The 20,032-nt window shown below is 66.0% G+C and carries 20 protein-coding genes; 3 read left to right on the plus strand and 17 right to left on the minus strand.

What is annotated here, in order from left to right:
- Positions 1 to 15: 15 nt before the first annotated feature.
- Positions 16 to 1,632: a transcription termination factor NusA gene (gene nusA / locus AB7F10_RS12540; RefSeq protein WP_428561384.1), complete on the minus strand. Its 1,617-nt coding sequence runs from the start codon at positions 1,630 to 1,632 to the stop codon at positions 16 to 18.
- A gap of 3 nt (positions 1,633 to 1,635) precedes the next feature.
- A complete protein-coding gene (gene rimP, locus AB7F10_RS12545) occupies positions 1,636 to 2,310 on the minus strand; it encodes a ribosome maturation factor RimP (protein WP_428561387.1) in 675 nt (224 codons plus the stop codon).
- 252 nt (positions 2,311 to 2,562) lie between these two features.
- Here rimP and AB7F10_RS12550 point away from each other — a divergent pair, with 252 nt between their 5' ends.
- A complete protein-coding gene (locus tag AB7F10_RS12550) occupies positions 2,563 to 3,633 on the plus strand; it encodes a DUF2336 domain-containing protein (protein WP_428561389.1) in 1,071 nt (356 codons plus the stop codon).
- Between the two features lie 18 nt (positions 3,634 to 3,651).
- On the opposite strand, the gene trmB is transcribed toward AB7F10_RS12550, so the two are convergent.
- The 15 genes from trmB to trpS all read right to left on the minus strand — a co-directional run bounded on the left by trmB (position 3,652) and on the right by trpS (position 17,353).
- Positions 3,652 to 4,356: a tRNA (guanine(46)-N(7))-methyltransferase TrmB gene (trmB, locus tag AB7F10_RS12555; RefSeq protein WP_428561610.1), complete on the minus strand. Its 705-nt coding sequence runs from the start codon at positions 4,354 to 4,356 to the stop codon at positions 3,652 to 3,654.
- Positions 4,357 to 4,438: 82 nt separating this feature from the next.
- Positions 4,439 to 5,710 carry a methionine adenosyltransferase gene (metK, locus tag AB7F10_RS12560; protein WP_428561391.1) on the minus strand — a complete coding sequence of 424 codons (1,272 nt, stop codon included), beginning with the start codon at positions 5,708 to 5,710 and terminating at the stop codon, positions 4,439 to 4,441.
- Between the two features lie 155 nt (positions 5,711 to 5,865).
- A complete protein-coding gene (locus AB7F10_RS12565; protein ID WP_428561393.1) occupies positions 5,866 to 6,273 on the minus strand; it encodes a helix-turn-helix domain-containing protein in 408 nt (135 codons plus the stop codon).
- A 271-nt stretch (positions 6,274 to 6,544) separates the two neighbouring features.
- A complete protein-coding gene (lnt, locus tag AB7F10_RS12570; RefSeq protein ID WP_428561396.1) occupies positions 6,545 to 8,134 on the minus strand; it encodes an apolipoprotein N-acyltransferase in 1,590 nt (529 codons plus the stop codon).
- Complete coding sequence (locus AB7F10_RS12575; protein ID WP_428561399.1) at positions 8,131 to 9,243, minus strand: hemolysin family protein; 1,113 nt, start codon at positions 9,241 to 9,243, stop codon at positions 8,131 to 8,133. Before AB7F10_RS12575 ends, lnt begins: the two co-directional genes overlap by 4 nt.
- Positions 9,244 to 9,277: 34 nt before the next feature.
- Positions 9,278 to 9,787 (minus strand): rRNA maturation RNase YbeY, encoded by a 510-nt coding sequence (ybeY, locus tag AB7F10_RS12580; protein WP_428561402.1) that lies wholly within the window; start codon positions 9,785 to 9,787, stop codon positions 9,278 to 9,280.
- Positions 9,784 to 10,818, minus strand: a complete 1,035-nt coding sequence (locus AB7F10_RS12585) for a PhoH family protein (protein WP_428561404.1) — start codon at positions 10,816 to 10,818, stop codon at positions 9,784 to 9,786. Before AB7F10_RS12585 ends, ybeY begins: the two co-directional genes overlap by 4 nt.
- A gap of 6 nt (positions 10,819 to 10,824) precedes the next feature.
- A complete protein-coding gene (gene miaB, locus AB7F10_RS12590; RefSeq protein WP_428561406.1) occupies positions 10,825 to 12,210 on the minus strand; it encodes a tRNA (N6-isopentenyl adenosine(37)-C2)-methylthiotransferase MiaB in 1,386 nt (461 codons plus the stop codon).
- Positions 12,211 to 12,432: 222 nt separating this feature from the next.
- Complete coding sequence (locus tag AB7F10_RS12595; RefSeq protein ID WP_428561409.1) at positions 12,433 to 13,215, minus strand: lysophospholipid acyltransferase family protein; 783 nt, start codon at positions 13,213 to 13,215, stop codon at positions 12,433 to 12,435.
- A gap of 6 nt (positions 13,216 to 13,221) precedes the next feature.
- Complete coding sequence (locus AB7F10_RS12600; protein ID WP_428561411.1) at positions 13,222 to 13,653, minus strand: Fur family transcriptional regulator; 432 nt, start codon at positions 13,651 to 13,653, stop codon at positions 13,222 to 13,224.
- A 103-nt stretch (positions 13,654 to 13,756) separates the two neighbouring features.
- Positions 13,757 to 14,242: a GNAT family N-acetyltransferase gene (locus tag AB7F10_RS12605; RefSeq protein WP_428561413.1), complete on the minus strand. Its 486-nt coding sequence runs from the start codon at positions 14,240 to 14,242 to the stop codon at positions 13,757 to 13,759.
- Positions 14,239 to 14,922 carry a tRNA (adenosine(37)-N6)-threonylcarbamoyltransferase complex dimerization subunit type 1 TsaB gene (gene tsaB, locus AB7F10_RS12610; protein ID WP_428561416.1) on the minus strand — a complete coding sequence of 228 codons (684 nt, stop codon included), beginning with the start codon at positions 14,920 to 14,922 and terminating at the stop codon, positions 14,239 to 14,241. The genes AB7F10_RS12605 and tsaB overlap by 4 nt, the downstream gene beginning before the upstream one ends.
- A gap of 123 nt (positions 14,923 to 15,045) precedes the next feature.
- Complete coding sequence (locus tag AB7F10_RS12615; protein ID WP_428561418.1) at positions 15,046 to 15,606, minus strand: NifU family protein; 561 nt, start codon at positions 15,604 to 15,606, stop codon at positions 15,046 to 15,048.
- Positions 15,607 to 15,716: 110 nt separating this feature from the next.
- On the minus strand, positions 15,717 to 16,214 hold the full coding sequence (locus AB7F10_RS12620; RefSeq protein ID WP_428561420.1) for a universal stress protein: 498 nt from the start codon (positions 16,212 to 16,214) through the stop codon (positions 15,717 to 15,719).
- A 104-nt stretch (positions 16,215 to 16,318) separates the two neighbouring features.
- On the minus strand, positions 16,319 to 17,353 hold the full coding sequence (trpS, locus tag AB7F10_RS12625; RefSeq protein WP_428561423.1) for a tryptophan--tRNA ligase: 1,035 nt from the start codon (positions 17,351 to 17,353) through the stop codon (positions 16,319 to 16,321).
- 461 nt (positions 17,354 to 17,814) lie between these two features.
- Here trpS and AB7F10_RS12630 point away from each other — a divergent pair, with 461 nt between their 5' ends.
- Both AB7F10_RS12630 and AB7F10_RS12635 read left to right on the plus strand, forming a co-directional pair.
- Positions 17,815 to 18,816, plus strand: a complete 1,002-nt coding sequence (locus tag AB7F10_RS12630; RefSeq protein WP_428561425.1) for an adenosine kinase — start codon at positions 17,815 to 17,817, stop codon at positions 18,814 to 18,816.
- 112 nt (positions 18,817 to 18,928) lie between these two features.
- Complete coding sequence (locus tag AB7F10_RS12635; protein WP_428561427.1) at positions 18,929 to 19,906, plus strand: hypothetical protein; 978 nt, start codon at positions 18,929 to 18,931, stop codon at positions 19,904 to 19,906.
- Positions 19,907 to 20,032: the final 126 nt, after the last annotated feature.

Raw genomic sequence — 20,032 nt, forward strand, 5'->3', positions numbered from 1 at the left:
CGTGGCTGCTCTCCCTTACGCCTGCTGTTCCGCGACTTCGGAAGCTGCTTCGGCCGCTTCCTCGGCCGGCGGGGCCGCGAGTTCGGCTTCGGTGATCCAGCCGGCCTTGACGCGGGCCTGCATGATGAGGGCTTCCGCCTCGTCGCGGCCGACATCGAGGCCGTCGAGGAAGCCCGGCTCGCGCTTGGTCTCGCCGTCCTTGCGCTCGGTCCAGCCGGTGAGATCGTCGGTGGCGCAGCCGGCGAGGTCTTCGACGGATTTGACGTCGTTCTCGCCGAGCTTGACCATGATCGCGGTGGTGATGCCGGGCACGTCGCGCAATTCATCGGCGACGCCGAGTTCCTTGCGCTTCGCATCCAGCTCGGCTTCCTGCGCGTCGAGATATTCCTTGGCGCGGTTCTGCAGTTCCTGTGCGGTGTCTTCGTCGAAGCCCTCGATGCTGGAGAGTTCCTTCAGCTCGACGGCGGCGAGTTCCTCGATCGACTCGAAGCCTTCGGACGCCAGCAACTGGCCGACGACCTCGTCGAGGTTCAGCGCTTCGACGAACACCTGGGTGCGTTTCTCGAACTCGGCCTGGCGGCGGTCCGACTCTTCCTGCTCGGTGAGGATGTCGATGTCCCAGCCGGTCAGCTGCGAGGCAAGCCGCACGTTCTGGCCGCGACGGCCGATCGCCAGCGACAGCTGCTGATCGGGAACGACGACCTCGATGCGCTCCTTGTCTTCGTCGAGCACCACCTTGGAGACTTCCGCCGGCGCCAGCGCGTTCACCACGAAGGTGGCGATGTCCGGCGACCACGGGATGATGTCGATCTTCTCGCCCTGCAGCTCGTTTACCACCGCCTGCACGCGCGAACCGCGCATGCCGACGCAGGCGCCGACCGGATCGACCGACGAGTCGCGCGAGATCACCGCGATCTTGGCGCGCGAGCCGGGGTCGCGGGCAACCGCCTTCACCTCGACGATGCCGTCGTAGATTTCCGGCACTTCCTGCGCGAAGAGCTTGGAGGTGAACTGCGGGTGCGTGCGCGACAGGAAAATCTGCGGGCCGCGCGGCTCGCGGCGCACGTCGAAGATATAGGCGCGGATGCGGTCGCCGTTGCGGAACACCTCGCGCGGCAGCAATTCGTCGCGGCGCACGATGGCCTCGCCGCGGCCGAGATCGACCACCACGTTGCCGTATTCGACGCGCTTGACGATGCCGTTGACGATGTCGCCGATGCGGTCCTTGTACTCGGCATATTGCCGGTCGCGCTCGGCCTCGCGCACCTTCTGCACGATCACCTGCTTGGCCGACTGCGCGGCGATGCGGCCATATTCGAGCGGCGGCAGCGGATCGGCGATGGTGTCGCCGACCTGCGCGGCCGGGTGGCGGCGGCGGGCGTCTTCCAGCGTGATCTGGTTCGATGGGTTCTCGACGCCCTCGGACACCAGCATGTGGCGGGTGAGCTTCAGGTCGCCGGTCTTCGGATCGATCTCGGCATGCACGTCCGTCTCGGCGCCGTAGCGCGAGCGCGCCGCCTTGGCGATGGCGTCTTCCATCGCGGCGATAACGATGCCGCGGTCGATCGCCTTTTCACGGGCGACGGCGTCGGCGATCTGCAAAAGTTCGAGCCTGTTGGCGCTGACAGCCATTGCTCACTCTCCTTCGTTGGATTCGTTCGGCGAGCGGTTGGCCTTGCGGGCCTGCTGCCGTGAATGTCTTTCTTCCCGTTTTGCCGCTTTCGCTTCGCGCTTGGCAGCCTTCTCGCGCCGCAGGGCCTGCGTCACCAAAGCGTCGGTGAGCACCAGCCGCGCGTCGCTCATTTCGTCCATCGTCAACGACACGTTGCTCGGCACATCGGGCGGCGCGTCGTCGCGGTGCAGCGTCACCTGTTCGTCCTTCACCGCGGCGATGGTGCCGCGGAAGCGCTTGCGGCCGTCGACCGGCACCGCCATCTCGACTCTCACTTCGTGTCCGACATGGCTTTCGAAATCCGACTTGCGCACCAGTGGCCGGTCGATGCCCGGCGAGGAAATCTCCAGCCGGTAGGCGCGGTCGATTGGATCGGCAACCTCGAGCACCGGCGACAGGTTGCGCGAAACGTCCTCGCAGTCCTCGATCGTCATGGTGCCGTCGGGCCGTTCCGCCATGACCTGCACGGTGCAACCGTCGAGCGCGGAGACCTTCACCCGCACCAGCCGGTAGCCGAGGCCTTCCAACACCGGCTCGACGATCGCGGCGACGCGCGCGGCAAGACCCGGCTCCGTGATGAGCCGCGGTTCGGTGCCGTTCGCGCGTGCGCGCTGTGCCGTGGCGGTTGTGTCGGCCATTTTCGGTAACAAAAAAGAGCGGGTCCCGGGGGGCCCACTCTCAAAACCTATTGTGTGGTTATGAGGTGTCTTACTAAGCGAAGACGAGGCCGATATAGCGTTTTTGGCCCTGTTTTACAAGGCCGTGCGCGAGGGCCCGCCGCCGCAAGGCTAACCGTTCCTTCAGAATCTGGGCCTAAACAGGCGTTAACCGGGCGCCGCGCCCGGCGAAACTGGTTTGTTTTGGCGTTCCCGGCGACTCTCGACATGACAATGCCAGCATCTCTTCTTCCGGAACTGGAAGAGGTCCTCCAGCGCGGCTCGCCCGGCCGGCGGGCGGAAATGCTCAAGCGCATCACCGACCTGTTTCTTGGCGGCGCCGATCAATTCGCGCCGGAGCATGTCGGCGTGTTCGACGACGTCATCGGCTATTTGATTGCGGAGATCGAGACGCAGGCGCTCGCCGAATTGTCGCGCCGCATCGCGCCGGTGCCCAACGCGCCGGACGGCGTGGTGCGCAAGCTTGCGATCGACGACGACATCGCGGTTGCGGGCCCGGTGCTGCGGCGAACGCCGCTCGCCGACGCCGATCTCGAGCGGATCGCGGAGACGCGCGGCCAGGAACACCTGCTGGCGATCTCGGAGCGGCCGGGCCTCACCGAGACGCTCACCAATATTCTCGTGCGCCGCGGCGACGGCGCGGTGGCGCGCAGCGTCGCCACCAATCGGCAGGCGCGCTTTTCTCCCGACTCGTTCTCGAAGCTGGTGCAGCGCGCCAAGCTCGACGGCGTGCTGGCCGAGCGGATCGGCAGCCGCACCGACATTCCGCCGCATCTGTTCCGCCAGCTCGTGCTGCAGGCGACCGAGGTGGTGCAGAAGCGGTTGCTCGCCAATGCACGGCCGGAAACGCGCGAGGAAATCCTGCGTGTGCTGTCGCAGGTGTCGGAGGCTGTCGGGGCGACAGCGCCGCCGCGCAATTACGATGCCGCGCTCGCGGTCGTTCGCGACATGCAAAAGGACGGCCGGCTGAACGAGGCCGCCATCACCGGCTTCGCGCGCAACGAGAAATACGAAGAGACGATCGCCGGTCTTGCGACGCTGTCCGCCGTGCCGGTCGAAACCGTCGACAGGCTGATGTCCGGCGATCGTTCCGATCCCGTCATTATCCTGGCGCGTGCCGCGAATTTCAGCTGGGACACGGTGCGCACCGTCATCGAGTCGCGCGGCGGCGCCAGGGGGACCTCGACGCAGGCGATCGAGGCCGCCAAGCAGAATTTCGACATGCTCAGTCCGGCGACAGCGGAGCGCGTGGTGCGCTTCTGGCAGGTCCGGCCCGGCATCTGAGCAGGCGGCCGATCCCGGCTATTTCCGGCGGAAGATGAAGTACGCGGGCGTGCGGCCTTCGCGGATCGCCTTCGCCTCGTAGCGGGTGCGCACGAAGCCGCCCCACGGCTTGCGCCAGTCGTCGGCGGTTTCGGCGGTCCATTCGAAATCCGGCGAGCGCAGGATGCGGGCGAGCGTCCATGCCGCATAGTCGGGAATGTCGGTTGCAAAGCGCATCTCGCCGCCGGAACGAATGGTGCGCGCGATCAGCGCCAGGCTTTCGTCCTGCACGAAGCGCCGCTTCCAGTGCCGCCGCTTCGGCCACGGATCGGGGTAGAGCAGGTCGACGCGCGCGAGCGACGCCGCCGGCAGCCATTCGAGCAGATGCACGGCGTCGCCGTGATGCAGCCGGACATTGGCGAGCGCGTGCTGTTCGACATAAGCCAGCGCCTTGGCGATGGCGTTCTCGAAACCGTCGCTGCCGATGAAGCCGGTCGAGGGATGCGCCTGCGCCTGCGCGGCGAGATGCTCGGCGCCGCCGAAGCCGATCTCGAGACGGCAATCCACCGTGGCCGCCGGGAACAGCGTTCGCAGGTCGGCGGGCGCGGGCTTGTCCAGATCGACCGCGACGCGCGGCAACAGCGTGCCGAACAGTCCGGCCTGATGACGCCGCAACGGGTGGCCTTTGCGGCGGCCGAAAAAGGCGCGAATGCGGTTCTGTGCGTCGGTCTGCATCGAAAGCATCATAGGCAATGCCGCGGGCAAAAACGACGACGGCCGGACGTGGCGTCCGGCCGTCGCGCAACAAAGCTTGTATTTGCTGCGATCAGAACGCGCGCTTGATCGCGTCGGCGAGGTCGGTGCGCTCCCAGGAGAAGCCCCCGTCCTTGTCCGGCTTGCGGCCGAAATGGCCGTAGGCCGCGGTGCGACGGTAGATCGGGCGGTTCAGCTTCAGCGACCGGCGAATGTTGGTCGGCGTCAGGCGGAACAGCTGCGGCAGGATCTTTTCGAGCTTCTTCTCGTCAACCTTGCCGGTGCCGTGGGTGTCGACCAGCACCGACATCGGATCGGCGACGCCGATGGCGTAGGCGACCTGGATGGTGCAGCGCTCGGCGACGCCGGCGGCGACCACGTTCTTGGCGAGATAGCGCGCGGCGTAAGCGGCCGAACGGTCGACCTTGGTCGGGTCCTTGCCGGAGAAGGCGCCGCCGCCGTGCGGCGCATAGCCGCCGTAGGTGTCGACGATGATCTTGCGGCCGGTGAGGCCGCAGTCGCCGTCAGGACCGCCGACCACGAAGTTGCCGGTCGGGTTGACGAGGAAGTCGGACGGGCGATCGGGCATCCAGCCCTTCGGCAGCGCGCTCTGCACCGCGCTTTCGATCATGTCCTTCACCATGCCCGGCGAATACTTCTTCTTGTTGCGGTTCGCCGCATTGTGCTGCGTCGAGACCACGACCTTGGTGCAGCCGACCGGCTTGCCGTCGACGTAACGGACGGTGACCTGACTCTTCGAGTCGGGCTGCAGATCCGGCAGCGCCTTCGAGTGGCGCTTGTCGGCGAGCACTTTCAGAATTTTGTGCGCGAAATAGATCGGGGCCGGCATGAACGAGCCCTTCTCGTAGACTTCGCTCTCGGTGCAGGCGAAGCCGAACATCATGCCCTGATCGCCGGCGCCTTCCTCTTCCTTGCCCTTTTTCTTCTTCGCATCGACGCCCATCGCGATGTCGGGCGACTGGCCGTGCAGCAGCACCTCGACGTCCGCGCCGTACCAGGAGAAGCCGTCCTGGTCGTAACCGATGTCCTTCACCACGCCGCGCGCGATCTCGGAGATCATCTCACGGTTGACGATGGTGACGCCGCCGCGCTTCTCGAACAGCGGCGACTGGCCGCGGCCTTCGCCGGCGATCACGATCTTGTTGGTGGTGGTCAGCGTTTCGCAGCCGAGCCGGGTGTTGATGAGACTGTCGTCGGCGATCCCCATCTTGATGTCGTTCTCGAGGAACGCATCGAGGACGGCGTCGGAAATCTGGTCGCAGACCTTGTCGGGATGGCCTTCGGAAACCGATTCACTCGTGAACAGAAAATTGCGGTGAGCCACGGATCATCCTCCTGTCGCGCGGCGTCGGGCCGCGACATCTCGAAAAGTTGAGTGTTTCTTGCAGCGCTGACCGGCGAGGTCAAGATGCGGGCAGGGTGGGAAGTTTCCACCCACGCGGGCGCGGCCGGAATCTATGCGTTGGGATGCGGAGAAACTCAGTCCTCGTCGCCGGCGATCTGCTCGACCAGTTCGACGATTCTGCGGCGCAGCTTGCTGCTCTTGATGCGCATGAAGGCTTTGGTCAGCGCAAGCCCATCGGAGGTCGCGAGATAATCCGAGATGTAAGCGGGCGAGGGAGCTTCGGCCATTCCGTTGTCGACCTGGCCGGGCGCGTGCGGCGCGCCTTCGAAGAAGAACGAGACCGGCACCTGCAGGATCGCGGCGATTTGCTGCAGCCGGCTCGCGCCGATGCGGTTGGTGCCCTTCTCGTATTTCTGAACCTGCTGAAAGGTGAGGTTGAGCGAATCGCCGAGCTTCTCCTGGCTCATGGAGAGCATCATCCGACGCATGCGCACGCGACTGCCGACGTGCTTGTCGATCGGGTTCGGCGTCTTCTTGGCCATAAGGCTCTCCTATGCACCTTTATAGTTCTTGATGCACGGTCATCTCACATGACGCGCGTAAGAAAGCAATCCGGGCTGTAATCGTGATTCACCGGTAGCGTTAAAGGCGCAGAAATTATTAACTGCAACCATACATGGATGTCCGGTTACTTTCACCGCCGGAAACGAAACAGCGGCCAATGCCGGCGGCTTTGGTCAACCCCAGTACACTTTGTTGACGCAGGCTAAGCTTCGCAGACGAGGATGAAGGCGAATTAAGGCAAGCAGCCTTTCAGCGAGCAAACCGCCGGCGCGCAACGATCATGGCGCTGGCGATCAGGAACAGGATCAAAGCAGCGTCGCCGTAGCGTGCGTATAGAGTCGGCGCAATTGTGGCGGGCAGCCGGGCATCCACTACTCCTTCTGCCCCAAGCGGCAGGGACGCCAGCACCCGGCCAACCGGGTCGATCACGCCGGAAATGCCGGTGTTGGCGGCGCGCACCAGCGGCAGGCCTTCCTCGATCGCGCGCACCCGTGCCTGCTGAAAATGCTGGTAGGGCCCGGTGCTGATGCCGAACCAGCCATCATTGGTGAGATTGACGAGCCAGCCGGGCCGTTCACCGTCCGGCACCGCGGCGTCCGGAAAGATCGCCTCGTAGCAGATCAGCGGCAGCATCTTCGGCGCGGTCGGCACCGTCATGGTGCGGCGGCGGTCGCCGGCGATGAAGCCGCCGCGGATCTTGGTGAGTTGCATCAGGCCGATCCGCTCGAGCAGCCGCTGGAACGGCAGGTACTCGCCGAACGGAACGAGATGCACCTTGTCGTAGATGTCGAGGATCGCGCCGTCGCGGTCGATCACATAGACGGAATTGTAGGCTTGGGTGACGCGCGTGTTGGCGGGCGTCACCGGTGCGCGGATCGCGCCGGTGATCAGCACGGTCGAAGGCCGGATCAACTCGACGATCTGCGCCATCGCGTCGGGTTCGCGCGTGAGAAAGAACGGAAACGCCGACTCCGGCCAGATCAGATGCGTGACGTCACGCACGCCGTTCGCCTGCGGGCCGGTCGAGCGATCCGACAGCCGCAGATAGCGCTGCATCACCTCCGCCTTGGCCGCGTAGTTGAACTTGGCGTCCTGCGGCAGGTTGGGCTGCATGATGCGCAGTTTAACGTGCGGCACGAGTTCGGTCGGCATCGTCGCAAGCCGCATCGCGCCGTAGCCCGTCATCGCCGCGATAAGGACGATCGACGCGACGACATAGCGGCGCGGGTTCGGCGTATCGAGCGCGTCATCATTGAGCAGCGCGGGTGTCGCGAAGATCAGAAGCGCGACGAATGTCAGGCCCCAGGCGCCGATCACCGAGGCGCTTTGCGCGAGCGCCAGCGGCTCCGTCAGTGCGTAGCCGAAGGTGTTCCAGGGGAAGCCGGTGAGCAGGTGGCCACGCAGCCATTCCGCGACCGTCATCGCCATCGCGAAGGCGACGACGCGCGCCGGTCCGCGGCTCCACATCAGCCGCGCGGCGGCAAGCCCCGCTGCGGTGTAGAGCGCAAGATAGGCCGGCAGTCCGGCGACCGCGAACGGCAGCAGCCAGCCGAAGGTCTTGGCATCGACCAGGAAGGCGTAGCCGATCCAGTAAAGCCCCGCGACGAAATAGCCGAAGCCGAATGACCAGCCGGCGATCGCGGCCGATAGCGCGCCGTTGAAGCGCCCGCCGGCGCCGTCGGTCAGCCAGATCAGGACCGGAAAAGTGACGAGCAGCACCGGCCAGGCATTGAACGGGGCCATCGCCAGCGCCGACGCCGCGCCCGCCACGAAGGCAATTCCCGCGCGCCGCCAGCCGTCGGCGAGAACGATCGACTGCGAGAGGCGGGCGAATATCACGTCTTGGTCGCCGTTCCGGTCGGAGCCGTGGTCGGTGCGTTGTCCTGCTCGAGGCGCCGGCGCGGATCGCGCGATGAATCGCGGGGGCGATCGCGCGGCTCCTTCTGCCGATAGATGCGCACGCGCTTGACGCGGCGCGGATCGGCATCGAGCACTTCGATTTCGAAACTGTCGGGGCCGGGCACCAGCTCGCCGCGCACAGGAACGCGGCCCGCGCGCGTCACCAGATAGCCGCCGATGGTGTCGACCTCTTCGCCCGCGGCGCCGACCTCGAAGGCCGGACCGATCACCGCGACGACGTTCTCGATGCTGGTGCGCGCGTCGGCGATGTAGGAATCGTCGGGCTGGCGGACGACCTGCGGCGTCTCGTCGAGATCGTGCTCGTCGGCGATGTCGCCGACGATCTGTTCGACGATGTCTTCCATCGAAACGAGGCCGTCGGTGCCGCCGTATTCGTCGACGACGAGCGCGAGATGGATGCGCGTCGCCTGCATGCGGCCGAGCAGGTCGAGCACGCGCATCGACGGCGGCACGAACAGGATTTCGCGCACCAGCCGCACCGACGACAGCGGCAGCGCCAGATCGATCGCTTTCATGTCGAGGCCGGCCGGCGGCGGCCTCTTGCGCCGCGTCGGCTTGGCAGGGGCTGCGCTGGCGCGTTCCGCCATGAAGGCGTGCAGGTCGCGGATGTGCACCATGCCGACCGGATCGTCGAGCGTGTCGTCATAGGCGACGAGCCGCGAATGCCCGGCCGACTGGAACACCTTCATCAGTTCGCCGAGCGAAAGATCCTGCTGCACGGCGATGATGTCGGCGCGCGGCACCATGACGTCGTCGACGCGCCGCTCGCGCAGGTCGAGGATGTTCTTGAGCATCCGGCTTTCCTGCGGCGAGAAGCCGGATTCGCCGGGCGCGGCGTCGAGCACGTCGGTGAGGTCGGCGCGGATCGAGCCCGGCTTCCAGCCGAACAGCGCGCGCAAGGCGCGGCCGATCCAGCTTTCGGAATCGCGGGCGACCTCGCGCGGCTGCGGCACCGGAACCGGGAGATTCTTGCCGTCGAACGGCGGATTGGCGGGGTCGGGTGAACTTGGCGGGTCGCTGTCTGGCATTGACGGTCCGGGTGGCACTCAGGCGTTGGCGCGATCAGGCGTGGTCGCGCGCATAGGGGTCGGGGACGCCGAGTTGGCCGAGAATTTCGGTTTCGAGCCGCTCCATCGCGTCGGCGTCGCGGTCATTCTCGTGGTCGTGGCCGGCAAGGTGAAGGAAACCGTGCACGGCGAGATGGGCGAGATGATCGGAAAACGGTTTGCCTTCATCGCTGCATTCGCGCGCCAGTGTTTCATAGGCGATTACGATATCACCGAGCATCGCCGGCGCCTGATTGCCGGCCTTGGCCGCCGGGAACGACAGCACATTCGTCGGCTTGTCGAACCCGCGCCAGTCGCGGTTCAGCGCCCGGATTGCCGAATCGTCGGTGAGAACAATAGCGACCTCGCCGCCGCTTGTTGAGAGGCGCTTTGCGGCGGCTGAAATCGCGCGTGTGACGGTCGCTTCCGCCTCCGGTTCGCGCTGCCATAACGGCGATTGAACGAGAATATCGATCGTCAATGCGCCGTCCGCCGTCGCGGGCTTCGTCGCGGCCTTGCCGCTCATGCCTTCGCTCCGCGCGGGGGCGGCGTGGCGCGGTCGTAGGCTTCGACGATGCGCGTTACCAGCTCGTGGCGGATGACGTCGGCGGAGGTGAACTTGACCTGAGCGATGCCGTCAACACCGTCGAGCAGCCGCACCGCTTCGACGAGACCGGAGGTCTGGCCCGGCGGCAGGTCGATCTGGCTGGGATCGCCGGTGACGATCATGCGCGAGTTCTCGCCGAGCCGGGTGAGGAACATCTTCATCTGCATCGACGTCGTGTTCTGCGCCTCGTCGAGAATGACGGCGGCGTTCGACAGCGTGCGGCCGCGCATGAAGGCGAGCGGAGCGATCTCGATTTCGCCGTTTTGCATCGCGCGCTCGACGATGCGGTCGTCCATCAGATCGTGCAGCGCGTCGTAGATCGGCCGCAGATAAGGATCGACCTTCTCGCGCATGTCGCCGGGCAGGAAGCCGAGGCGTTCGCCGGCTTCGACCGCGGGACGCGACAGAATGATGCGATCGACTTCCTTGCGCTCGAAAAGCTGCAACGCATAGGCGACGGCGAGCCATGTCTTGCCGGTGCCGGCCGGGCCGATGCCGAAGGTCAGCGAATGGCGCTTCAGCGCGCGGATATAGGCGTCCTGCGCGGCGGTGCGGGCGCGCACCGGACGCTTGCGCAGGTTGATCTCCTCGAAGTTCGAGCGTTTGGTCGCCGGATCGAAATCGAACAGCGAGCCTTGCGCGATCACCTGGCGGATCGCGCCTTCGACGTCGCCCTGCACGACTTCGGCGCCGCGCTTGATCTGCTCGTAGAGACCTTCGAGTACGCGGCGGGCCTGCTCGCAGCCGGCGCGCGAGCCTTCGATGGTGACGTGGTTGCCGCGCTGATCGGCGACGACGCCGAGCCGGCGCTCGATCAGCGCGAGGTTCTGCCCGTACTGGCCGAACAGCAAGGAGGCGAGGCGGTTGTCGTCGAAAGCGATGACGACCTGCGTCGTCGCGGTATCTTCCGAAGCGGCGGCCGGCGGAAGCGTGGGCTCGTTGCTGCGCAAGGCGGTTCAGGCTCCGAGAGTGGCGAGGGAAGGCGTGGCGCCGTGCTGCGCCAGTGCGCCGAACAGGCTGAAAGTCCCGACATCGGTGATGGTGACGGGCAGCACGCTGCCGATCAGTTCGGCGGGGGCCATCACCTGCACGGCCTGCATATAGGGCGTCTTGCCGACGATCTGGCCGGGATGGCGGCCGGGCCGCTCCAGCAGCACGTTGAGCGTGTGTCCGACAGCCGCGGCGTTGAAGGCCTTTTGCTGGCGGTTGACGATCGCCTGCAGGCGCTGCAACCGCTCGGATTTCTCCGGCTCGGCGATCTGTCCGTCCATTTCGGCGGCCGGCGTGCCGGGGCGCGGCGAATACATGAAGGAGTAGGCGCTGGCGAAGCCGACCTCCTCGATCAGCGACAGTGTGTCGCGAAACTCGGCTTCCGTCTCGCCGGGGAAGCCGACGATGAAGTCCGACGAGAGCGCGATGTCCGGCCGCGCACCGCGCAGGCGCTCGATCACGGCGAAATAGTCGGCCCGCGTGTGTCGGCGGTTCATGGCTTCGAGCACGCGGTCGTTGCCCGATTGCACCGGAAGATGGAGAAACGGCATCAGCGCCGGCAAATCGCGATGCGCCGCAATCAAGCTGTCTTCCATGTCATTGGGATGACTGGTGGTGTAGCGGATGCGCGCAATGCCCGGAATCTCCGCGAGGCGATGCATCAATTTGCCGAACGGCCATTCGCGGCCGTCCTTGCCTTCTCCGTGATAGGCGTTGACGTTCTGCCCGATCAGCGTGATCTCGCGCACGCCGCCGTCGGCAAGCCGCATGACCTCGTCGGCGATCTTCTCCACCGGGCGCGAGACTTCCGCGCCACGCGTATAGGGCACCACGCAAAAGGTGCAGAACTTGTCGCAGCCTTCCTGCACGGTGACGAAGGCCGCGATGCCGCGGCTGCGGATGGTCTCGCGTTTCGGGGTCGGCAGCGCGTCGAACCGGTCTTCGACCGGGAAATCCGTGTCGACGATCTTCGCGCCGCCTTTCGCGCGCGCGACCATCTCCGGCAGGCGATGATAGTTCTGCGAGCCGACCACGATGTCGACGGCGGGCGCGCGGCGCACGATCTCCTGTCCTTCCGCCTGTGCGACACAGCCGGCGACCGCGATGGTCACGTTGCGTCCGGCGGCGGCGGCTTCCTGTTTCAGCACGCGCAGGCGGCCGATCTCGGAATAGATCTTCTCGGCCGCCTTCTCGCGGATGTGGCAGGTGTTGAGGATGACGAGGTCGGCGCCCTCAGGTCCGTCCGTCTCGGCAAAGCCGGACGGCGCCATGACGTCCGCCATGCGGCGGGAGTCGTAGACGTTCATCTGACAGCCGAAGGATTTGACGTAGAGTTTGCGGGTTTCGCTCATGCCACTGGGGATATGGGTTGTCGGAATAGGCCGACAAGTCCTTGCGAAGCCTCTGATTTTACCGTGTGCCGCGCCCGGCGCGGCGCTACCGGTCCGGGTTTAGCGCCTTTCCCGGCAAAAAGGAATGCCGCTGAAAATGGCCGTCTTCCGGGCGTTTCTCAGCCGGTTTTGGCAGGCTGGAGCGTTATCGTGGATGCCGGCCTTTGCTGGCAAAGCCGGGCTCTAGGCGCGGCCGCGCAGCGCGCCGACGGTCATCTGGCGCACCGCGGTCTCGAGCTTCCGTGCCAAGGTCTTGCGGTCGTCGCTCGCTGTTGCGGTCACCGGCGGCCCGAAGCTCACCACGGCGTCGACGTCGTTGCGGCGGATGAAGTTTTTCAGGTGGGGCAGGAAGTCGAGGTCGCCGTACCAGGCGACGCGTGGGCGTCGGGCGCGGCCCATCGGCAGGCCGCCCATGCCGGGGTAACAGATCGACAGCGGCTGGAGTGCGAGCGTCGCGATGGCCGCGTCGTCGCGCGCCGCGGCTGCGGCTCCGATCAGCGCGGTGCGGAACGGCAGCACGCGGTTGCCGTCGCTCGAGGTGCCTTCGGCGAACAGGACGACCGGATGCCCCGCGGCGAGGCGCGCCGCGATCTCGTTGACAGCCGTGCCGGTCTGCTGGCGGCGCTCGCGGTCGACGAACACCACCTTCTGCACGCGGGCGGCGGCGCCGATCAGCGGCCAGCCGGATACTTCGCGCTTGGCGACGAACACCATCGGCGAAATCGCGCCGAGCACCACGATGTCCGCCCAGGACACATGGTTCGACACGATCAGCACCGGCGTGCCGGTGGCCGGAACGCCCTGCACGCGAACGCGGATGCGCAGCAGCCGGCAGAGGAAGCGGTAATAGGCGACCGAGGCCGCCCCCCAGCGTGATGGTGCGACATATGCCAGCCCCCATTGCAGGGCGATCATGAACGGCAGCGAGGAGAAGAAGACCGCGAGCACGAACGGAACGCGCAGCATTGGCGGTCAGGACTTTTTGTCGTCGAGCGGAACGGCGTAAAGCTCCAGACGATGATCGATCAGGCGATAGCCGAGCTTGCGCGCGACTTCCGCCTGCAGGCGTTCGATTTCCTCCGAGGTGAATTCGATCACCTCGCCGTTGCGCAGGTTGATGAGGTGATCGTGATGCGACTCGCGGCTCTGCTCGTAACGCGCGCGGCCCTCGCGGAAGTCGTGCCGCTCGATGATGCCGGCATCCTCGAACAGCTTGACGGTGCGGTAGACGGTGGAAATCGAAATGCGATCGTCGACCTTGATGCAGCGCCGGTACAGCTCCTCGACGTCCGGGTGATCTTCGGCAGCCGCCAGCACGCGCGCGATGACGCGGCGCTGCTCGGTCATGCGCATGCCTTTCGATGCGCACAGGGCCTCGATGTCGGTCTGATCGGTCGCGGCCATGTCGTCTCCGTGGCTGCGTCTTATCATATTAACGGCGCAGGCAAAGTGTCCATTGGTTTGGCTGCTCGCGCAAAACCGCGCAGCATTTACGATTTGTCGTCCATTACCCGAGATCGCGGCGGAGGATGAGCGCGGCGGCCGTTTTGCCGTTTTCTATCGGGTAATAATTTGCCCGGCGCGACACCTCGCGAAAACCGGCGCGGGCATAGAGCCTGATCGCCGGCTCGTTGTTCTCGTCGACCTCGAGGAACACCGTCCGCGTGCCCAGGCCCGCGAGCCGGCGCAGATGCGCGGTCAGAAGTTCGCGTGCGAGGCCGCGGCCGCGCCAGGATCGTCCGACCGCGACCGAAAGGATTTCCGCTTCGTCGGCGGCGCTGCGCGACATGATGAAGCCGGCGGTGCTGCGCCCGGCGCGCGCGACATGGGTCAGCACGTTGCGCTCCGCAATCAGGCCCTCGACCTCCGCTTCGCCCCAGCCGCGCCGGAATGATGCGCCGTGCAACGTCGCGATGCCGCCGGCGTCACGCGAGGCGGCCAAGACGATGGCCGGCGCGCGTCCGGAGAACAGCCGTCGCAGCCAGCCGATCATCGTCGCGCCAGTTGCGCCGTCGCCGGCGGTTTTGCATCCGGCGCACGAAGATAAAGCGGCTTCGGCGCCGCGCCGGTGTCCTGCGCGACGGCGCCGATCCGCGCCACCCAGCCGATGTCCGGTGCGCGGCGTGGATCGATCGCAGCGGGGATCGCGGCGGCGGACGGCCAGTGCGAGGCGAGCATGCGCGCGCCGGTGCCGATCACGCGCGGCGAGCCGGAAGTCGCGATCCGCAAAGCATCCGTCAGGCTGACGAGCTTCGGCGGGACCAGCGTGCGCCCGCCGGGACCGAACACATGGATGTAGAGGTGACCGTGTCGCGCATCGATCGCGGCGACGACGGGAAGCGTATCGTCGGCGGCGATGTAGGGCGCGGCGAAGCCGGCGAAGGTGGTGACGCCGACGGCGGGCTTGCCGATCGCGAGCGCAAGGCCCCGCGCCGCCGCGATCCCGACACGCAGCCCGGTAAAGCTGCCGGGGCCGACGGTGACGGCGATGCGGTCGAGATCGGTGGCGGCGAGCTTTGCGGCGTCGAGCACGCGCGCGATCATCGGCATCAGCGCCTCGGCATGGCCGCGCGCCATCGGCTGCGACTCGTGCACGAAGCCGGATGGGTTGCCGGTGTCGAGCACGGCGACCGAGCAGGCTTCGAGGGCAGTGTCGATGGCGAGGAGGCGCATGGGTCGTTTCCGAGGCGGACTTTAGCACCGCGTTGCGCCGCGCGGTCCAGTGAAAGCCGCTCGTCCAAAAGCAAATGGCCGGGTGGTTAGCCCGGCCATAGCAAAATGAATGGCGACGCCGAATTACATCGGCCGCACTTCCTGCACGTCCGGCACGAAATGCCGCAGCAGGTTCTGGATGCCGTGTTTCAGCGTGGCGGTCGAGGACGGGCAGCCCGAGCAGGCGCCCTTCATGTGCAGGTAGACGATGCCTTCCTTGTAGCCGCGGAAGGTGATGTCGCCGCCGTCACCGGCCACCGCCGGACGCACGCGGGTCTCGATCAGATCCTTGATGGTGGCGACGGTTTCGGCGTCGGCCGGATCGAAGAACTCGTCATCGCCGCTCGCCGCCACCGTGGCGCTTTCGGCCAGCACCGGCGCGCCGCTCATGAAGTGTTCCATGATGGCGCCGAGCACGGACGGCTTGATCTGCTGCCAGTCGCCGTCGGTCTTGGTGACGGAAATGAAGTCGGGGCCGAGCATCACGCCGCCGACATGCGGCAGGCCGAACAGCCGTTCGGCGAGCGGGGACTGCGTCGCCGCCTCGCGGGTCGGCATGTCGAGCGTGCGGTCGTTCAGCACCGGCTTGCCGGGCAGGAATTTCATCGTCGCCGGGTTCGGCGTCGCTTCAGTCTGGATGAACATCGTCTTGCTCCTCGCACGGGTTCAAGGCCCGCGGGCTCTTACGAATGACTATAGAATAGATGGACCTGCGCCTGCGCGCGGTCAACCCGCGCAGAAACGGCCGGAAATGCTCAGGAACTGGCGTCGATGTCGTCGTCGCTGAGGTGGCCCGGCACGATGGCCACCGGAATCGGGAAGGTGCCGGCGATCTTCGACAGGTTGGCGACCAGCGGTCCCGGACCGTCCTTGTTCGCCGCCGCGGCCAGCACCAGGATGCCGATGTCCTGGTCCTCGTCGATCAGCTTGATGATCTGCTCGGAGGTCGCGCCCTCGCGGATCACTTCGTCGGTCTTGACGCCCTTGGCGATCTTCTTGATGCGCTCGGAATATTTCTTGAACGCCGCCTTGGCGGCGTCGGCGGCCTCCGCCTTCATGATGTCGGCGACGCCGAGCCATTGCGCGCCGGCATCGCCGGTCTCGATCACGCGCAGCATCACGACCGCCGACTTGGTGCGCCCGGCGCGCTTCGCCGCCCAATAGACCGCGCGGTCGCATTCCTCGGTGTCGTCGATGACGACGAGATATTTGCGCTTGTGTCCGGCTTCGAAGCTGCGGCGCTTGGTGCTCATGGCTCAAATGGTGGCATGCCGCGTGGGCGGCCAGCAAGCGGCGATATGCGCGCCCGTGGCAATGATGCAACGCAAGGCGTTGATGCCGCGCTCGCCTTGGAACGTCAGCTTCGCACGAAACCGACGATATCCTTGACCGCCGTCATGGTTTGCGCGGCGATCACGCGCGCGCGCGCCGAGCCGTCGGCCAGGATGGCGTCGATGTGTCCTGGATCCTGCATCAGCTTCTTCATCTCGGCTCCGATCGGGCCGAGCCTGGCGACCGCGAGATCGACCAGCGCGTTCTTGAAGGTGGAGAATTGCCCGCCGCCGAACTGGCCGAGCACTGCTGCGCGCGTGGTGCCTTCGAGTGCCGCATAGATGCCGACGAGGTTCTCGGCTTCGGGCCGCGTCTCGAGACCCTTCTCCTCGCTCGGCAGCGGCTCGGGATCGGTCCTGGCCTTGCGGATCTTCTGCGCGATGTTGTCGGCGTCGTCGGTCAGATTGATGCGCGAATAGTCGGACGGGTCCGACTTTGACATTTTCTTGGAGCCGTCGCGCAGGCTCATCACGCGCGTTGCCGGTCCCTGGATGATCGGTTCCGGCAGCGGAAAGAACGCATCGCCGAAACCGCGCTCGCTGATCGACTTGGCGAAGTCGTTGTTGAACTTCTGCGCGATGTCGCGCGATAGTTCGAGGTGCTGCTTCTGGTCCTCGCCGACCGGAACATGCGTCGCGCGATAGACCAGAATGTCGGCGGCCATCAGGTTCGGGTAGGCGAACAAGCCGACCGAGACGTTCTCGCGATCCTTGCCTGCCTTCTCCTTGAACTGCGTCATGCGGTTGAGCCAGCCGAGGCGGGCGACGCAGTTGAACACCCAGGTCAGCTCGGTGTGCTCCGCGACCTGGCTTTGATTGAAGATGATGTGCTTCTTGGGGTCGATGCCGCAGGCAAGAAACGCCGCGGTGACTTCGCGCGTGGTGTGCGTCAGCTCCGCCGGCTCCTGCCAGACGGTGATGGCGTGCATGTCGACGACGCAGTAGATGCAGTCGTAGTTGTCCTGCAACGCCACGAATTTGGTGATGGCGCCGAGATAATTGCCGAGATGCAGGTTTCCGGTCGGCTGGACGCCGGAAAACACCAGTTGCTTGAACGGCATAAACCTCACTCCGGGATCGAGGCGCGCCACATCGCATAACGGCGTTTACGGCGCAACCCCCGGCCGGGTTTCCCGGCGTGGCGCATGCCGCTATCAAAGGGGCAGGTCGTGCGTTCGGCAAGAGGCCGGCGAAGCGCGGGCGACCGGCAGGACGGACATGAGCAAAGACGAACTGATCATACAGCTGGTGAAAGTGGGCTTGGGTATCCTCATTGGCGGATATTTTCTCTGGTGGAGTCTCGAAGTGCTGAACCGGCTTCCTCCTCCGCACTAGCGGCGAACCCGTCAATTCGGGGCATGGCCGCCGCTTCGACAGCGATCGATGTTGCATGAACGCAAACCGCCGAGCGCGGCCGGAGCTTGCCCAATCCCGGCGATTGGGCAGCCGCCGCCTGCCCCCGCATTGCCTCGCGAGGCTCACTCGCTATAGTGCGCCGCGCTTTCATCAAACGAGGTAACGCATGACCGCCCTACGCTACGATGTGCTCGGAATCGGCAACGCGATTGTCGACGTGATCGCGAAAGCCGAAGACGACTTTCTCGTGAAGCAGGGTATGAACAAGGGCGGCATGGCGCTGATCGACGAGCAGCGCGCGCAGGCGATCTACGACGCGATGGGTCCGGCGACCGAAAGCTCCGGCGGCTCCGCCGCGAACACCATCGTCGGCTGTGCGAGCTTCGGCGCGCGCACGGCCTTCGTCGGCAAGGTGAAGGACGACGAGCTGGGAGGCGCTTTCGCGCACGACATCCGCGCGGCGAATGTCGCGTTCGCCACCGCGCCGGCCTCCGAAGGCCCCTCGACCGCGCGCTGCTATATTCTGGTGACGCCGGACGGCGAGCGCACGATGAACACCTATCTCGGCGCCGCGCAGGACCTGCATCCGAACGACATCGACGCCGATGCCGTCGCCTCATCGTCCATCGTCTATCTTGAAGGCTATCTGTGGGATCCGCCGAAGGCGAAGGAAGCTTTTCTCAAGGCCGCCGATATCGCTCACAAGGCCGGGCGCAAGGTGGCGCTGACGCTGTCGGATTCGTTCTGCGTCGGCCGCTATCGCGACGAATTTCTCAAGCTGATCCGCGACAAGACCGTCGACATCCTGTTCGCCAATGAGAGCGAGCTGCTGTCGCTCTACGAAACCTCGGACTTCGACACCGCGGCGAAGGCGCTGCAGATGGAGAGCCGGCTTTCGGTGGTCACCCGCAGCGAGAAGGGCTGCGCCGTCGTGCAGGGCGACAAGATCGAACTGGTGCCGGCTGCGAAAATCGACCGGCTGGTCGATGCCACCGGCGCGGGCGATCTGTTCGCGGCCGGCTTTCTGGTCGGCCACGCGCGCGGCAAGGACAATGTCACCGCCGCGAAGCTCGGCGCCATCGCGGCGGCGGAGGTCATCCAGCATGTCGGCGCACGGCCGGCGGTGTCGCTGAAGGACCTGGCCGGGCAGGCGGGTCTTCCGATTTAGAGCTGATTGCGGGATTAAGCGGCGGCGCTCTGGACCGGTAACCATCTGTTAACCAGGTTCTGGTTACCGATTGGTGAACAGCAAAGCTGTTGGCCAATGTCCGGAGCGACCCATGTCTGAGCCGTCCGACGCCCAGAGCGGCAAGGATGCCACGCCGTCCAAGCCGGCCTCCGCTTCGAAACACTCATTCGATCATCTGCCCGAAGTCGATAGCCCGTCGATTTCGCCGGCCGGCCGGGAAACGGAAAAAGCCGAGCCGGTGAAGGGTGAGACGAACGCCGCCGGCGGCGACAGCAAAGACAACAAGCAGGCCGCACAGGACGCCGCCACTGCGGATCAGTCCGATGCCGCGCCGGGTCAGCTCATGATTCTGCCGCGCACCGAACGCACGCGCGAGCGGATCAAGATGCCGCGCATGAATATCACGATGAGCCGCCGCGCGCGCCGCAACGCCATGCGCGCCGCGATGCTTTTGATCGCAGCCGGCCTCGGCGCGACGGCGGGCGTGCTGAGCACGTATGTGCTGCCGTCGAAAACGCCGAAACAGGACGTCGCATTGCTCGAAGAGCGGCAGGCGATGCAGAAGTCGATCGTGCTGCTCGCCAAGGAAGTGACAGCGCTGAAGTCGAACATCGACAAGGCGGAGAAATCGATACAGACGCAGGTCGGCAAGATCAGCGCGCGCGTCGATGCCGCCAAGCGCGAAGACAAGCACAGCGACGCTATCGTCACCGGGTCGATCAAGACCGCCTCGGCGCCGGCTGCGGCAGCATCGAGCGCGATCGCCAACGCCACCGCCGCGACCATCACCGCGCCGCTGCCGCAGCCGCGGCCGGCCGTTGCGCAGGTCGTGAAGGGATGGAGCGCCTATGTCGCGCCGGACGGCGCCATTCTGGTCGAGCAGCAGGGCGGCGATCTGTTCCAGGTGTCGGCCGGCGCGCCGCTGCCCGGTCTTGGCCGGGTCGAGGCGATCCGACGTGACGGCGGCCAGGTCGAGGTCGTGACCGCGAAGGGCATCATCGTTTCGCCGCCACGGCGGACCGTGCGCCGTTCCTACGACCGGTTCCCGCCCTTTTTCGAGCGATACTGAGACGCGCATCGCGCGCGGTTGAAGCGGCGCTTCGGCGCCGCTTTTCTTTTTGTCCCTTCACATCTGCGTGGGCGGGGCGGGGCGCGGTTGGTCGCCCTGCGGCGGCGTGGCAGACTTCGCGCGCCC

It is taken from the genome of Pseudolabrys sp. (assembly GCF_050250095.1).
Classification (GTDB): Bacteria; Pseudomonadota; Alphaproteobacteria; order Rhizobiales; family Xanthobacteraceae; genus Pseudolabrys.